General features: G+C 39.0%; 14 protein-coding genes. 5 read left to right on the top strand and 9 right to left on the bottom strand.

Annotation, left to right across the window (positions count from 1 at the left end):
• Positions 1 to 18: 18 nt before the first annotated feature.
• From ACYQ0O_RS01275 to ACYQ0O_RS01300, 6 genes are all read right to left on the bottom strand, one after another.
• Positions 19 to 618, bottom strand: a complete 600-nt coding sequence (locus ACYQ0O_RS01275) for a MarC family protein (RefSeq protein WP_459889909.1) — start codon at positions 616 to 618, stop codon at positions 19 to 21.
• An 11-nt stretch (positions 619 to 629) separates the two neighbouring features.
• Positions 630 to 1334, bottom strand: a complete 705-nt coding sequence (locus ACYQ0O_RS01280) for an ABC transporter ATP-binding protein (RefSeq protein WP_459889911.1) — start codon at positions 1332 to 1334, stop codon at positions 630 to 632.
• Positions 1335 to 1341: 7 nt separating this feature from the next.
• The gene (locus ACYQ0O_RS01285) at positions 1342 to 2106 is read right to left on the bottom strand and encodes an ABC transporter ATP-binding protein (RefSeq protein ID WP_459889913.1); all 765 of its coding nucleotides are present in this window, start codon (positions 2104 to 2106) and stop codon (positions 1342 to 1344) included.
• A gap of 18 nt (positions 2107 to 2124) precedes the next feature.
• Positions 2125 to 3075, bottom strand: coding sequence for a branched-chain amino acid ABC transporter permease (locus ACYQ0O_RS01290; protein ID WP_459889915.1), 951 nt, complete (start codon positions 3073 to 3075; stop codon positions 2125 to 2127).
• A gap of 24 nt (positions 3076 to 3099) precedes the next feature.
• Positions 3100 to 4005: a branched-chain amino acid ABC transporter permease gene (locus ACYQ0O_RS01295; RefSeq protein WP_459889917.1), complete on the bottom strand. Its 906-nt coding sequence runs from the start codon at positions 4003 to 4005 to the stop codon at positions 3100 to 3102.
• Positions 4006 to 4120: 115 nt separating this feature from the next.
• Positions 4121 to 5248, bottom strand: coding sequence for a branched-chain amino acid ABC transporter substrate-binding protein (locus ACYQ0O_RS01300; RefSeq protein ID WP_459889919.1), 1128 nt, complete (start codon positions 5246 to 5248; stop codon positions 4121 to 4123).
• A gap of 230 nt (positions 5249 to 5478) precedes the next feature.
• Between ACYQ0O_RS01300 and ACYQ0O_RS01305 the strand changes: the two genes are divergently transcribed.
• Both ACYQ0O_RS01305 and pruA read left to right on the top strand, forming a co-directional pair.
• The gene (locus ACYQ0O_RS01305) at positions 5479 to 5967 is read left to right on the top strand and encodes an Lrp/AsnC family transcriptional regulator (protein ID WP_459889921.1); all 489 of its coding nucleotides are present in this window, start codon (positions 5479 to 5481) and stop codon (positions 5965 to 5967) included.
• A 30-nt stretch (positions 5968 to 5997) separates the two neighbouring features.
• The gene (pruA, locus tag ACYQ0O_RS01310; RefSeq protein ID WP_459889923.1) at positions 5998 to 9012 is read left to right on the top strand and encodes an L-glutamate gamma-semialdehyde dehydrogenase; all 3015 of its coding nucleotides are present in this window, start codon (positions 5998 to 6000) and stop codon (positions 9010 to 9012) included.
• 311 nt (positions 9013 to 9323) lie between these two features.
• Here the strand turns inward: pruA and ACYQ0O_RS01315 are convergent, their stop codons facing one another.
• The 3 genes from ACYQ0O_RS01315 to ACYQ0O_RS01325 form a co-directional block, all read right to left on the bottom strand.
• Positions 9324 to 9452 carry a hypothetical protein gene (locus tag ACYQ0O_RS01315; protein ID WP_459889925.1) on the bottom strand — a complete coding sequence of 43 codons (129 nt, stop codon included), beginning with the start codon at positions 9450 to 9452 and terminating at the stop codon, positions 9324 to 9326.
• A gap of 111 nt (positions 9453 to 9563) precedes the next feature.
• Positions 9564 to 10820 carry a diaminopimelate decarboxylase gene (lysA, locus tag ACYQ0O_RS01320; protein WP_459889927.1) on the bottom strand — a complete coding sequence of 419 codons (1257 nt, stop codon included), beginning with the start codon at positions 10818 to 10820 and terminating at the stop codon, positions 9564 to 9566.
• 22 nt (positions 10821 to 10842) lie between these two features.
• Positions 10843 to 11826 carry a biotin--[acetyl-CoA-carboxylase] ligase gene (locus ACYQ0O_RS01325; protein WP_459889929.1) on the bottom strand — a complete coding sequence of 328 codons (984 nt, stop codon included), beginning with the start codon at positions 11824 to 11826 and terminating at the stop codon, positions 10843 to 10845.
• 148 nt (positions 11827 to 11974) lie between these two features.
• Between ACYQ0O_RS01325 and ACYQ0O_RS01330 the strand changes: the two genes are divergently transcribed.
• Genes ACYQ0O_RS01330 through ACYQ0O_RS01340 form a run of 3 tightly spaced genes read left to right on the top strand, consistent with a single transcriptional unit; the run spans position 11975 to position 16154 of the window.
• Positions 11975 to 13150: a DegT/DnrJ/EryC1/StrS family aminotransferase gene (locus ACYQ0O_RS01330; protein ID WP_459889931.1), complete on the top strand. Its 1176-nt coding sequence runs from the start codon at positions 11975 to 11977 to the stop codon at positions 13148 to 13150.
• Positions 13151 to 13167: 17 nt separating this feature from the next.
• Positions 13168 to 14859: a hydantoinase/oxoprolinase family protein gene (locus ACYQ0O_RS01335; protein WP_459889933.1), complete on the top strand. Its 1692-nt coding sequence runs from the start codon at positions 13168 to 13170 to the stop codon at positions 14857 to 14859.
• Entirely contained in the window at positions 14847 to 16154 is a 1308-nt protein-coding gene (locus ACYQ0O_RS01340) for a histone deacetylase family protein (RefSeq protein ID WP_459889935.1), read from the top strand. Before ACYQ0O_RS01335 ends, ACYQ0O_RS01340 begins: the two co-directional genes overlap by 13 nt.

Raw genomic sequence — 16154 nt, forward strand, 5'->3', positions numbered from 1 at the left:
TCCACAAATTTTATGGGCTTAGTTTAGAGTTTCCAGAAAATATTTAATACCCTCTTCTAACATTTGAACTGCAAGTAAAACCAAGATGAGGCCCATGAGTCTCTCAATTGCCCTGGTGCCCCTGTCTTTTAATATGTTTTTTAATCTGGTAAAACAGAGCATGATTATAAGGCATCCAAACCATGCAATTAATATTGACAGAAAAAGTTTTAATTGTGAAGGGGCCTTTTTGGCATATAGCATTATTGCAGCGAGTAAGGAGGGACCAGCAATAAATGGGGTGGCAATAGGCACTATAAATGGATCTTTTTCATATTGGGATAGTGATCCCTGTTCCTCTGGAAATATGAGTTTTAGGGATATTATAAATAGGATTATGCCCCCAGCTATACGTAAAGTGGATTTATCTATAGATAAAAAATTTAACAAAAAAGATCCAAAGAATTGAAAAATTATCATTAAAAGGAGTGCAATTAACATCTCCCTTAAGATTATCTTTTGTTGTGTCCTTGGGGAATGGTCCTTTAGAATAGCAAGACATGCAGTTGAATTTGCAAAGGGATCCATAATGAGAAAAAGGGGAATGGAGATCTCGAAAATTTCCCTTAGCCCATTCATATAAAGTGAAATTATCCTCCCAGATATGCCCGTCTTACCTGGGGATTTGTAAGGAGATTAGATGCCTTATCCTCCAATACAATATTTCCCACTTCCATTACATATCCCCTCATGGCCAGTTTTAATGCAGCTTTTGCATTTTGCTCCACCAAGAGCACAGTGACCCCAGTTTCATTGATGGTCTTTATGGTTTCAAATATAGATTTAACTAAAATAGGTGCAAGTCCCAGGCTTGGTTCGTCCATTAAAAGGAGCCTTGGGTTGGACATAAGGCCCCTTGCTATAGCAAGCATCTGTTGTTCTCCACCACTAAGGGTACCAGCGAGCTGTTTTCTGCGCTCTTTTAGTCTTGGAAATAGGGAATAAGACCATTCCTTGTTTTTTTCTACTACCTTTTTGTCTTTTATGGTAAATGCCCCAAGCTCTAAATTTTCTTCCACAGTCAAGGTGCCAAATAACCGTCTCCCTTCAGGGACCTGGGATATACCCATTTCAACTATCTTGTCCCCAGGGGTAGTGGTTATATCAACGCCATCAAAGATTATAGTCCCCTCTGAGGGTTTTATTAGTCCGCTGATGGTCATGAGGGTAGTGGACTTTCCAGCACCATTTGCACCTAGGATGGTTACTATTTCGCCTTTTTCTACCTTTATGTCTATTCCGTGTATTGCTTCAATGTTTCCATATTTTACGTGTAGGTTTTTTATCTCTAACATATTGTATTTACTCCTCATCAATTCCTAGATATGCCTCAATTACCTTTGGGTCCTCTCTTACCTGATCTGGTAATCCCTCAGATATTTTTTTGCCATTGTCTAAAACAACAAGGTATTGGCATACATCCATAACTAAATTCATGTCGTGCTCAATCAAAAGGACTGTTATCTTTCTATCTCGAATATTACGTATAAGCTGAATAAGTTCCTGGGTCTCCTGGTCGTTCATACCGCCAGCAGGCTCATCTAAAATAATTAATTTTGGGGAAGTGGCCAGTGCCCTGGCAATCTCAAGTAGTCTTTGATTTCCATAGGATAGGTTTTTTGCCTTTTGTTCAAGGTCCACCTTAAGGCCTACAAATTCAAGCTCTTTTAATGCAATGTCAATAGCCCTTTTTTCCTCTTCCCTCTGCCATTTGGGCTTGAACATTCCAGCAAAAATACCTGATTTCATGCGGCAGTGGTATCCTGACATTGCATTTTCAAGTACAGAGAGCTCTTTAAATAATCTTATTGTCTGAAACGTTCTGGCAATGCCCAGGGATACAATCTCATGGGTGGGTTTTTTTACCAGACTTTGTCCATCAAATATTATTTCTCCCCTATCAGGGACATAATGTCCTGTGATTAAGTTAAATACAGTGGTTTTACCTGCACCATTTGGACCAATTAATCCTACGATTGATCCCTCTTCTACGTCAAAACTTACATCATCTACAGCAGCAAGTCCGCCAAAATATTTTGTGAGGTTTTTAAGATGAAGAAGGGCCATATTTAGACTCCCTTTTGTCTAATTTTCAGCAAAATTTTTGTCCATATATACGTCATATTTACGTGGAGGAGGTGGAATCAAACCTTGTGGCCTAAATATCATCATAATGATCATTGCAAGTCCAAACATAAGCATCCTGGCCTGGGAAAATTCCCTGAATATTTCAGGCAGCCCTATTAGCAAAAATGATCCCAGGATGACCCCAGTTATGCTCCCTGATCCTCCTAAGATTACAATGCAAAAATATACCACAGATTCCCAGAAGGTAAACGATTCTGGGGAAATTATGGTCATTTTTGATGCATAGATGTTTCCAACCATACCAGCCCAAAAGGCCCCAATTACAAAGGCTATTAATTTATATCTTGCAATATTGACCCCAGTTCCTTCAGCCGCTACTTCGTCTTCTTTTATGTAGTTTAGGGCCCGGCCAAATCTGGAATTTCTGAGCCTTTCAAACAAAAATACACTTATGGCTAAAAATATCCAGATGTAGTAGAAAAAGTGCTCTGGTCTCCTGATAATAAGACCCAGTAAATTTGGTCTGGATATTCCAAAGATTCCATTTGATCCACCTGTTATCCCAAATACATTGTTTACCAGTCCAATTCTAACTATCTCCACAATACCTATTGTTACAATAAGTAAATAATCGCCCCTTAGGTGAATAATTGGTCTTGCAACAAGGTATGCAAAGATAGCAGCAGTTATTCCACTAAATGGGATCAAAAAAATGATTGGGATGTGATACATGGTGTTTAAAATGGCCGTAGTATATGCACCAATTGCAAAAAAAGCTGCATGGCCCATGTGAAAAAGACCAGTATCCCCTAAAATAAAATTTAGACTAAGTGCCAGTATTGCATAAATTCCAATATTGTTTAATACATCTACCCAATAGGAATTTAACACAAGCGGTGATAAGAAAAAGGCAATTACAATAAAAGTTGTTATGTATTTCCTGTTCATGTCACCATCATTTAGGTTTATGGTTTATATTTTGTCAGCAACCCTCTCACCAAGAATACCAGTTGGACGCACGATCAAAATGATTATAAGGACAAAAAATGCAATTGCGTCCTTCCATGAAGTTGAGATATAGGCAGCACCAAGGGCCTCTATAACCCCCAGCAAAATACCCCCAACCATGGCTCCAGGGATGTTCCCAATACCTCCAATTACTGCAGCTATAAATGCCTTTAGGCCATAGACCCATCCCATCATAAAGTTCAACTGTCCATAATAGAGACCAACCATAAAACCAGCTGCACCCCCAAGGGCAGGTCCAATAAAGAACACATAGGAGATGATTTTGTTTACATCTATCCCCATGAGTCTGGCTGCTCCATGATCTATCGCCGTTGCCCTTATGGCTGTTCCAATTTTAGTTTTTTGCACAAATAGATATAAAATTATCATGAGAATTATTGATAAAAGGAGCATTGCAATCCTAAGAAAGGGAATCTTCATTCCTAAAATATTTATGGTAATTTGGGGAAGCAGATGGTGGGGATATACCTGGAACCTTGCTCCATAGATGAGCATTATTGAATTGGAGATGACTATTGATGCCCCAAGGGCAGATACCACTGCAGCAAGCCTGTCTGCTGATCTAAGCGGTCTATAGGCTACCCTTTCTAAAACTATTCCAGCTACACCCACCAACCCCATTATTATGAGTCCAAAGAGAAAAAGGGTTGGCATAGGCCCTATCTTTCCAACTAGAGATAGGGATGTTAGGAGGGTAAATCCTATGTAGGCACCAAGGGTAAATAGGTCCCCATGGGCAAAGTTTATGAGTTTTAACACCCCATAAACCATGGTATATCCAAGGGCAATCAATGCGTATATGCCGCCTATTGCCAGTCCATTGGTCAATTGTTGAAAAAAGAATTCCATGGGCTATATCTCCAAGGATAACACTTTAAAGAGTTCAAGTATTAAAGCTTATTGTTTAACCTTGCTGTCTTAATATAAAAAAGGCAGGGAGACCCTGCCTTTTAAAAAAAATTATTTAGGGCTGCAATATAAAGTTGCCCTGGGCGTCAACCATGTAAACCCTGTAAAGGTCACCTACCCTGTCACCCTTTTCATCAAAAGATATTTTTCCAGTAAGACCGGGCATATTCTTTAATTTATGATGTAAAAAATCTGCCATTTTGTCAGGATCAGTGGATTTTGTGCCATCAATTGCCTTAACTATTGCAAGGAGTGCATCCCCTGATAAAACTGCCCATACTGAAGCAGGATAGTCATGGTATTTTGTCTTATATGCCTTTAAAAATGCCTTTGCTTCAGGTGTGTCTAGGTCTTGTGGCACAGGCGGGCTCAAGAAATAAAAGCCTTTTGCAGCGTCTTTTCCTGCGATTTTAACTAAATCTGGATTATTGGTTGCATCACCACCTATAAAAGGTACATCCCATCCCATTTCTTTTTTCTGTTTTAAAAGAAGACCAGCTTCTGGATAATAACCAGTGAAGAATACCACATCTGGATTTTTGGACTTTAATTTGGTTAAAATAGTTGTGTAATCCCTCTCACCAGGTGTGAGGGCATCAAAAAATACAACCTTTATTCCACCAAGCTTCTCAATGTTGTGCTTTGCCTCTTCAGCAAGACCCTTTGCATATGTGGTGTTGTCATGAAGGATAGCTACCCTTTTATAACCAAATTTCTTTATGGTCTTTGCTGCAACTTTTCCCTGCTCATCGTCCCTTGGAGATGTCCTGAAGAAATATTTATATCCCTTTTCTGTTAACCTGATTGCTGTGGAGCCATTTGCAATTTGTATTATCTTGTTTTCATTAAAAATGTTTTGTGTGGCCTCTGTAACAGAAGAACCATACGTACCAATTACTGCAACTATGTCCCTTGTAACCAGTTTGTTTGCAGCAAGGGCAGCGGTCCTGGGATCTCCACCATCATCTTCGTCAATGATCTCAATCTTTTTGCCAAGTACCCCTCCTTTTTTGTTGATGTCCTCGGCAAGTAAATTCACAATCTTTTTCATATCTAAACCTTCACTTGCCCAGCTGCCAGTTTGTGGACACATAAGCCCAATCTTTATAGTGGACTTGGCAAAACTTATGCCTGTTAAACACAGGGCCCAAAAAAGCACTAAAACCAAAACTTTTCTCAGCATAACAACATCCTCCCTTTAAAGATTTTTTAAAATAACCTTAAAACCCCTCCCTTAATTTTAATGAGTGAGCATTAATTAAAAAACACCCAATGGTCAATTAATTTTTGCTTGATAAACACTATTTCATTAAAAGAAGATAGTTAAACCTGTTTGGGTTAATTTTTTTGAATAAAATTCTTGACTCACTTATTTTTTATGAACTATAAACTAAAAAAAGGAGAAAATCAAGAATGATTGACGAGATTGATAAAAAAATTTTGAATTTACTTCAAAATAATGCTCGAATATCCAATGCAGAGATAGCTAGACGGATAAATATGGCTCCATCTGGTGTGCTTGAGAGGATAAGGAAGCTTGAGAAAAAGGGTGTTATCCTTGGGTATGAGACAAGGCTAAACCACAAGATTTTAGGCCTTGTGCTTACTGTGCTTATTTTGGTGAAGACCAAGGATGCTGTTGGTTCTACCTTAATAGGAGAAGAAATTGCGAAAATTGGGGAAGTTCAGGAGGTTTTTTACATAGCAGGTGAGTACAACTATTTGGTCAAGGCTAGGATTTCAGATACTGATAATTTAAAGGAGTTGTTGAAGAAGTTTGGGGACATTGGCGGTGTTGTGGATACCAGGACCACGCTTGTAATTGATGAATTATTAGAGACCTTGAAACTGGATTTAGATGGAGTGGAGGTCCGCATAAAGGGTATGGGGAAGGCAAAGTAGAAATAGTTGACCAAGATAAGGAGGTTTTTTATGGAAAATCAAGTATTAAACCAGAGGATAAAGGCAAGGGGCAAAGAGTTTTTTAGATCCATTGCTGGCGAGGCCCCATCAGTGTTTAATAAGAGCTGGTGGACTGGTAAGGTCATGGACTGGGCAATGAAGAGCGAGAACTTTAAGGTCCAGCTCTTTCGTTTTGTGGATGTATTGCCCTATTTGAATACTTCAGAGTCCTTGATTAGACACATTGAGGAGTATTTTGGGGCAGATGAAGAAGAGCTACCAGCAGTTTTAAAATGGGGGGCCAAAGGCGCTGGAGGTATTGGAAGGGTCTTTGGTGGAAAGATCCTGGCAAAGACCATATCTTCCAACATCAAGTCCATGGCAATGCAATTTATAATTGGCGAGAACACAAAACAGGCCTTAAAGACCCTTGGAAAACTAAGAAAGGACAATTTTGCATTTACTGTTGATATCCTGGGTGAGGCAACAGTTAGTGAAGAAGAGGCAATCTATTATCAAAAGAGTTATCTTGATCTTCTAGATGTACTGGCAAAAGAATCATCCAAATGGGATGGTCTGTTAACTGGAGGGGATTTAGACTGGGGTTATGCGCCAAAGGTAAATTGCTCAATTAAGCCTTCTGCTCTCTATTCCCAGGCAAGGCCCGTTGATTTTGAGAACAGTGTAAATGTGATTGTTGAGAGACTTAAGCCAATTGTTGCCAAGACCAAGGAAATTGGTGGTCATTTATGTATTGATATGGAACAGTATACATACAAAGACATAACCCTGGAAGTGTATAAAAGACTTCGCCAGGATCCAGAATTTAGGGATTTTGACCAGTTGGCTGTTGTTTTACAGTCTTATCTTAAAGATACAGATAGAGATCTTGAAGAACTCCTTAATTGGGCAAGAAGTGAGGGGATAAAGATTTCAATCAGGTTGGTTAAGGGTGCATACTGGGATTATGAGACAGTTATTGCAAAACAAAAGGGATGGGAGATACCTGTTTATACAATAAAGGCAGAAACCGATGCAGCATATGAGAGACATGCTGAGATGATTTTAAAAAATAGTGATATATGCTATTTTGCATGTGGATCTCACAATATACGGACCATCTCTGCTGTTATGGAAATGGCAAGGGAATTTGGAGTGGATGAATCAAGATATGAGTTCCAGGTGCTATATGGTATGGCAGAGCCAGTTAGAAAGGGGCTTTTAAATGTTGCAAAAAAAGTGAGGCTCTATGCCCCATATGGGGAACTCATTCCAGGTATGGCTTATCTGGTTAGAAGGTTACTGGAAAATACAGCAAATGAGTCTTTTTTGAGACAGAGCTTTGCAGAAGGGGCAGATCTGGACAAACTTTTAGAAGACCCCCTTATCTTGGCTGAGGAAAAGAAGAAACAAAGGGAACAGGCCAAAAAGGAAGATAAGGGGTCTGTTGCAATACCCCCATTTAAAAACCATCCATTTGTGGATTTTACAAAAAAGGATGAAAGAGAGGCCTTTTACAGGGCAATATCTGAAGTTAGAGGGGAGCTGGGAAGGACCTATCCCCTGGTGATTGGAGGAAAAGAAATACATACTGAAGATAAAATTCCATCAGTAAATCCAGCCAATCCTGATGAGGTCATAGGGTATATATCTCAGGCATCAAAAAAAGAGGTAGATGATGCAATTTCAGCTGCCAAATCAGTCCTCTATGATTGGAGGGAGCTAAGTGGTGAAGACAGGGCAAAATATCTATTTAAGGCAGCAGATTATGCCCGTAAAAATATTTTCAAACTGGCTGCATGGCAGATTTTAGAGGTTGGGAAACAATGGGATCAGGCCCATGCCGATGTTGCAGAGGCAATTGATTTCCTGGAATATTATGCGAGGGAAATGATAAGGCTTGGCTCTCCCCGTCGTATGGGAAGGGCACCGGGAGAAGTAAACCACCTTATGTATCAGGGAAAGGGAGTTGCTGCAGTAATTGCCCCATGGAATTTCCCTCTGGCAATCTCATGTGGAATGACTTCAGCTGCCATAGTGACTGGAAATCCAGTTTTGTATAAACCAGCATCCTTGTCCTCTGTTGTAGGATATACCCTGTATGAAATCTATAAGGCAGCAGGCCTTCCTGACGGTGTTTTTAACTATATACCTGGCAGGGGAAGCGAGATAGGCGACTACCTAGTTGAACATCCTGATATAAGTGTAATTGCCTTTACAGGATCCATGGAAGTTGGACTAAGGATTGTCAATAAGGCATCAAAGGTGAGAGATGGTCAGGCCCAGGTAAAGAGGGTGATTGCTGAGATGGGTGGAAAGAATGCAATTATTGTGGACGACGATGCAGACTTGGACGAGGCAGTTTTAGATATTATTTACTCTGCCTTTGGATATCAGGGACAAAAGTGTTCAGCCTGCTCCAGGGTAATTGTGCTTGAGCCAATATACGATAAATTTGTAAAAAGGCTTGTTGAGGCTGCAAAATCAATTAAAATAGGGCCTGCAGAGGATCCCCATTACTATATGGGACCAGTTGTGGATGGATCTGCTAAGGAGAAGATTTTAAAGTATGTGGAACTGGCAAAAAAAGAGGGAAATGTGCTTTTGATTAGAGATGATATACCAGATAAGGGTTATTATGTGCCCTTGACAATAGTTGAAGGAATTACCCCAGAGCACAGACTGGCCCAGGAAGAGATTTTTGGCCCTGTACTGTCCATTATGAAGGTAAAGGATTTTGACCAGGCAATTGAATGGGCAAATTCAACAAGATATGCCTTGACTGGTGGAGCCTTTTCAAGGAGCCCAAGAAACTTAGATAAGGTGAGAAAGAGATTTAAGGTTGGAAATCTCTACTTAAACAGGGGAATTACTGGCGCCCTTGTTGAAAGACAGCCATTTGGTGGATTTAAGATGTCTGGTGTAGGCTCCAAAGCAGGTGGCCCAGACTACCTACTTCAGTTTATGGATCCAATTTGTATAACAGAAAATACCATGAGAAGAGGTTTTGCCCCAATTCAAGAAGGGGATGAGTGGGTAGAGTAGAAAATACAAACAGCCTACTAACTCAACCCAAGTTTGTTAAAACTTGGGTTGAGTTATAGTAATAATTTAAAAGATGTTTAAAAATGATATAATCGATTAAAATATTTGAATAATTGTTTGAGTTAATGTATTATAAATAATCAGAAAAGAGGAAAATATGCAAAAAACTGGTTGAACATCTTAAAGTCAATTAAAAATCCCCACCTAATGGCCCTTAAAATTCCCAAGTAAGTTTTACATTTTTTTAGTTTGTTGGAAGTTTTTAATGAGCCTGTAACATAATCTGTGTAAATCCTTTTGTAGTCTTAATACTATTGAACTACATTTTTAATCCTGTCCTCAAAAAATATATATAGTTGGGGATAAATCTTGGACCAGTTTCTTATGGTATCTGCCCATTTTTTGCTTATATCCAAAATTGCCAGGTATAAGAGTTTCAAAATGGCATCTTCAGTTGGGAATACTCCTTTTGTCTTACATATAGTCCATATTGATTTGTTACATCATGGGGAATTGATTTTGGGGATTTGATCCCACTCATAAACAGCTATCTAACTCCTAAATGGTATAGAATCTTCCAAATACACAAGATCCCTGTATTTCTCCCTCTCTCTGATTAGATGAAATTCTTCTCCAGAAACCATAACCTCTGCTGCCCTTGGTCTGGAATTATACTGAGAAGACATGACAAATCCATAGGCACCAGCAGAGAATACACACAAGAGCTCTCCTGCCTTGATTTCTGGAAGATCCCTGTCCTTTGCCAGAAAATCTCCACTCTCACATATTGGACCAACTACATCATATTTTTTTAGGGCTCTGCCCCTAGGAGTAACTTCTGCTATCCTGTGGTATGATCCGTACAGGGAAGGTCTGATAAGGTCATTCATCCCAGCGTCAACAATGAGGAAGTTTTTGTTTCCAGTCTCCTTTGTGTATATCACTTTGGTGATCAATACCCCTGCATTTCCAGCAATAACCCTTCCAGGTTCTAATATCAGGGTAAGGGGATATCCTGATAGGGCACGGGATAGGGCCTCCCCAAATTCCTTTGGATGGGGTGGATCTTCCTCTTTATACTGAATTCCAAGACCACCTCCAAGGTCTAAATATTTTATGTTTATTTCAAGTTCTTTCAGTTCAGTGTAGAGCATCTTTAATTTTTCCAGTGCCTCTAAAAAAGGAGATATTTCAGTTAGTTGTGAGCCTATATGGCAATCAATGCCAATTGGTTCAACCCCTTTTAATTCCTTTGCAGTCTTGTAGGCATATATTGCGTCGCTTATGTCAATTCCAAATTTATTTTCCCTTAGACCAGTGGAAATATAAGGGTGGGTTTTGGGGTCCACATCTGGATTTATCCTGAAACTTATCCTTGCCTTTTTATTTAAAGACAGGGCTATTTCATTGATCTTCATGAGTTCATCCATGGATTCAACATTAAACATCAGGATGTCAGCAAAAAGTGCTTCTTGTATCTCATGTTCTTGTTTCCCAACCCCTGAGAAAACAATCTTATCTGGAGCAATCTCTGCCCTAAGTGCTCTGTATAATTCCCCACCTGATACAATATCAGCTCCAGCTCCTTCTTCTTTCAATGTTTTAAGGATGTTTATATTTGAGTTACATTTTACAGAAAAGCATATAATATGTGGAATAGAATAAAAAGCTGAATCAAAGGCGTGAAAGTGCCTTTTAAATGTCCTGGAAGAATATATATAAATGGGAGTACCATATTCTTTTACAATGTCTTCAACTAAAACTTCTTCTGCCCATAATCTATTGTCTTTAACAGTAAAGTAATGCATATGAATGACTCCTTTTAGCAATTTAAGAATTATTTCGAAGGGTAACATCCCCATACATTATTTTATGAATTTTATTTTTATTGTCCATGACCATTAAATTTCCATTTTCATCTAAGTCAATGGCCTTTCCATATAATTTTTTGTCTTTTAAAAATACTATTACATTTCTATGTATTGTATTGCTCATATCAATCCATTTAGTCCTTATAGATTTAAATCCTTCTTTTAAGTATATATTGTACCAATATTCCAGATACATCAAAATATTTCCCAAAAGGTGTGCCCTTTTAAAGTTTTTTTTCCCTTCTAAATAAAGAGATGTTGCATAATCTTGAAGTTCATAAGGGATATCTTCTTGGTCTAGATTTACGTTAATCCCCACGCCTAAAATTACATAATTAACAAATTCTATATCTCCTGAGATCTCAGCCAGTATGCCAACAACTTTTTTGTTGTTTATCAGTATATCATTGGGCCATTTTAGCTCTGCTTTTAGATTTGTGTGGGCACCTATTGCCTTGCATATTGCAAGACCAGCAACCAGGGGCAGTTGCATAACTTCTGAAGGGGAAAGGTTTGGCCTTAAAATTATGGAAAATGATAATGATTTTTTGGGGACATGGACCCACTGCCTGCCCCTTCTACCCCTTCCCTTTAATTGAGATTCACATAAGATAAGGGTGCCCTCTTCTTCGCCTTGTTCTGCGAGTTTTTTTGCCTTATCCTGGGTTGATGGGAGTTCTTCAAAAAAATAGATCTTTTTGCCAAGGCTATCTGTGGTTAAATAGGGTTTTATTAGAGGTGGGATGAGTACGTCTGGAATTGAGATGAGTTTATATCCCTTTTTAGCAGAAGACTCTATCTCAAATCCAAGCTGCTTTAAGATTTTTATCTGGTTCCAAACCCATGTCCTGGAGATGTTTAAGTATTGGGCTAGTTCTTCTCCAGAAACAAATTCACCTGATAATAATTGATTAAGTATATGTTCCAGGGGGCTTTTTTTCATCTTTGAAACTTGTGTGTAAGATTTCTTTTTTTGGTGAATATAAAGATAATTGGTTTAAATATGCAAGGAGAAATTTAATAATAAATTATTTCTTGACTATAAAAAGTAACTCTAGATAATATATGAAAAAATTAGAATAGGAGATGTTATGGAAATTCCATTTATTGACCTTAAAGTCCAGTATAGGAGGATTGAAAAAAAGATTAAGGACAACATATCCAGGGTACTTGAGCATACCAGATATGTATTGGGAGAAGAGGTGTATCAATTAGAAGAAGTCCTGGCAAGTTATGTTGGGACTAAATACTGTATATCCTGTTCTTCTGGTACAGATGCACTACTTATGAGTCTAATGGCCCTGGACATTGGGGATGGAGATGTGGTCTTTACCACTCCATTTACCTTTTTTGCAACAGCAGAAGTAATTTCCCTTTGCGGTGCGACTCCAGTTTTTGTTGATATTGATCCAGATACCTTTAATATTGATCCTGAAAAACTAAAGCAGGCTATTTTAGCTGTAAAAAATAAGGACTCCACCATATATCCAATACCAAGTTTATTGGAAAAAGGCTCAAATAAATATAAGCCAAAGGCAATTATTGCTGTTGATATATTTGGAGTATGTGCTCCTTATGATAAACTTAAAAAAATAGCAGAGGAAAACAAACTCTTTTTAATAGAGGATGGTGCCCAATCTTTTGGGGGAGAATATAACAAAAAAAAGGCGTGTTCTTTTGGTGATATTGGCTGTACTTCTTTTTTCCCAGCAAAGCCCCTTGGATGCTATGGGGATGGTGGGGCCATTTTTACAGACTCAGATAATTACGCATCCATATTAAAATCCATTCGTGTCCACGGCCAGGGAAGGGATAAATACGAAAATATCAGGCTTGGCTTAAATGGGAGGTTGGATACCATCCAGGCTGCAATACTTCTGGCAAAAATGGATATTTTTGATGAGGAAATAAATAAAAGACAGGAAGTTGTAAAAAGATACAATAAGGGATTTGAGCTTCTTTCACAGATAAAACCCCAATATGTGCCCAAAGGGGTGTTGTCTGCATTTGCACAATATTGTATTTTGGTGGAAAATAGGGATGATCTCATAGAATTTTTAAAGGGGAAAAATATACCAACAGCCATCTATTATAAAAAACCCCTTCACCTCCAGAGGGCATTTGATTTTTTAGGATACAGGCAAGGGGATATGGAAGTAAGCGAGGGCATATCAAAGAATATAGTAGCCCTTCCAATGCATCCCTATCTTAATAGGGATGTACAGGATTATATTATTGAGATGGTAATTGAGTTTTATAACCAATAAAAATGGAGAATAATGTTATGTTATTTGGAATTGATGTAGGTGGTACACACACCGATGCAGTGCTAATTGATAGGGAGGTGGGGGTTCGGGCCCATGTGAAGATTCCCACAGACCCCGAAGACCTTCTTGGTTCAATTAGACAGGCAATAGGAGAGATACTTTCCCAGGAAAAAAAAGTAAATATAAGGAGATTTAATTTAAGTACCACCCTATGTACTAATGCAATTGTTCAAGATCTACTGGAGCCAGTGGGTGTTATTGTGAGTGCTGGCCCAGGAATTAATCCCAGGGAGTTTAGCATTGGAAATTTTTTTGAGGTAATACCAGGAGGATTAGACCACAGGGGAACTGAGATATATCCCCTGGATCTATCTCAAGCAAAGGGGGTGGTTTCAAATTTACTGGACTTCGGGGTTCGGGTGTTTTCAATTGTCTCAAAGTTTTCCCCAAGAAATCCAGTACATGAAGACAAGATTGCTGAGTTAATAAAAGAAAAGGCAGAGTTCATCACCCTTGGCCACAGTCTATCAGGACAGTTAAATTTCCCAAGGAGGATTGCCACAGCCTACTACAACAGTGCTGTATGGCCTATTTTTAATAAATTTTTAGATTCTGTTAACCAGTGTTTAGAGGAGTTTAAGTTTTCCCCTCAAATAAACATCTTAAAGGCAGATGGGGGAACAATGCCCTATTATGCTGCTAAACGTTTTCCTGTTGAGAGTATTTTTTCAGGACCTGCAGCAAGTGTCATGGGTATCTTTGCCCTGTGTGATATAACAGAAGATGCCATTGTCCTGGATGTAGGGGGGACGACCACAGACATTGGAGTTTTTGCTGCAGGGGACCCATTGATTGAGCCAGAGAATGTGAGACTAAAAGGCAGACCCACCCTTGTTCGGGCAATGAAGGTAAAATCCATTGGTCTAGGCGGTGATTCTGCTGTAACTACCCAGGGTGACAGGCTGCTGGTAGGTCCCAAGAGACTTGGTCCCTGCATGGCAAAGGGAGGGGATGTGCCTGCCTTTTTAGATGCCCTGAACTGTATATGTGAGGAAGCCTATGGTGACAAGGATGCCTCTTTTAAAGGAATGCAACAAATAAAGGAGAATTTAAATTGTTCTCTTTCAGATGCCCCTATAAAGGTGGTTGAAGAAGGATGTAAGATTTTGAAAAAAGAGGTACTTGGTTTTTTGGATGAAATAAATGAGCGTCCCATTTATACAATACACGAACTACTTGAATTTAGAAAAATAGAACCCAGGAAGATCTATTTAATGGGTGGCCCTGCAAACATATTAAAGAAATTCATTGAAAAAGAATTTGGACTGCCAGTGGTAGTGCCTGAGTACTTTGGGGTAGCAAATGCCATTGGTGCAGCCATTGCCAGACCAACAATGCAGGCAGAACTATTTGCTGATACTGAAAAGAAGATAATGACTATCCCGGTACTTGGAATAAAAAAAGATGTTTCCAAAAACTACAATCTTAAGATGGCCAGGGGTGATCTACAAAGACACATGCAGAAGTACATAAAAGAGAAGCTGGACTGGGATGTGGATCTATCTGAACTGGAAATTGTCTTTGAAAGCTCCATGAATATGGTTAAGGATGTATTTACAGTGGGACAGGATATCAGGGTAAAGTGTCAGGTCAAACCTGGTATATGTAAGGATTATGAAAACGTGGTGAGGTGTTTATGCAACAGGTAAAAAATAGATTAGGGGTTGTATTTTTTCCTGCCTTTGATTGGGCAATTTCACCAACACATCCAGAAAGACAGGAAAGACTACTATATACAATGGATCAATTAAAAGAAGAAGGGGTATTTGATATCCCTGGAATCAGGGAATATAAACCAGAAATAGCAACAATCAAAGATATTGAGAGGATACACTTTTGTTTTCCAGATGTTGAGAGCAATATAACAGATTCCCATCTAATCTCAGCAGGTGGCTGTATTAAAGCCGGGAAATTGGTCATGGAGAAAAAGGAAGACAGGGCCTTTGCACTGGTTAGACCCCCAGGTCATCACTCTATGAAGGTTGTTCACGGAGGACGAGGATTTTGCAATATCAACATTGAGGCCATAATGGTTGAGTATTTGCGGGAGAAATACAATGTTAAAAAGGTTGCAATAGTAGATACAGATTGCCACCACGGGGATGGTACCCAGGATATATACTGGCACGATCCAGATACACTTTACATATCCATACACCAGGATGGCAGGACCCTGTATCCTGGTACAGGATTTGTTGGAGAAATGGGAGGTCCAAAGGCCAGGGGTAAAAACATAAATATTCCTCTTCCACCTAACACAAGTGATGAGGGTTTTTTGTATGCCATGGAAAACGTGGTAATCCCCATCCTAAAGGACTTTGATCCAGATATAGTGGTAAACTCTGCTGGACAGGACAATCATTTTACTGATCCAATAACCAACATGAATTTTTCTGCCCAGGGATATGCAAAACTAAGCGAGATGTTAAAACCAGACCTGGTGGTGTTAGAAGGTGGGTATTCAATTCAGGGTGCCCTACCCTATGTGAATTTGGGAATTGTCCTGGCCCTGGCTGGGCTGGATTATTCCCATGTAAAAGAGCCAGACTACGATCCAAAGAAATTTGAAATGGATAAGAGGACAATGGACTACATAAAAAGGATATGTGCAAACTCTTATAAAAACTATTTTTCCTCCCCTTCAACAGATATATCCCTGGAGAAGGATGGGAACTGGATAGTTAGAAATAAAGAGATATTCTATGATACTTCCTATATAGTTGAAAGACAGAGGGAATATGTACTAGATTGTGACAATTGCAGGGGGGTCTTAAAAATTGAGTCTAGCTCTACCAGGGTTAAAAATTGTCTGGCAATAGAAGCTCCAAGGGGTTGCTGTGAAAAATGTCTTAATATAGCCTATATGGAATATGAAAAGGCCAGAGAAAAAGGTTATTCCCATATTCAATTTATTGATAGAATAAATAAAAAAGTACTGAGATAA

Source organism: Desulfothermus okinawensis JCM 13304, from assembly GCF_054654515.1.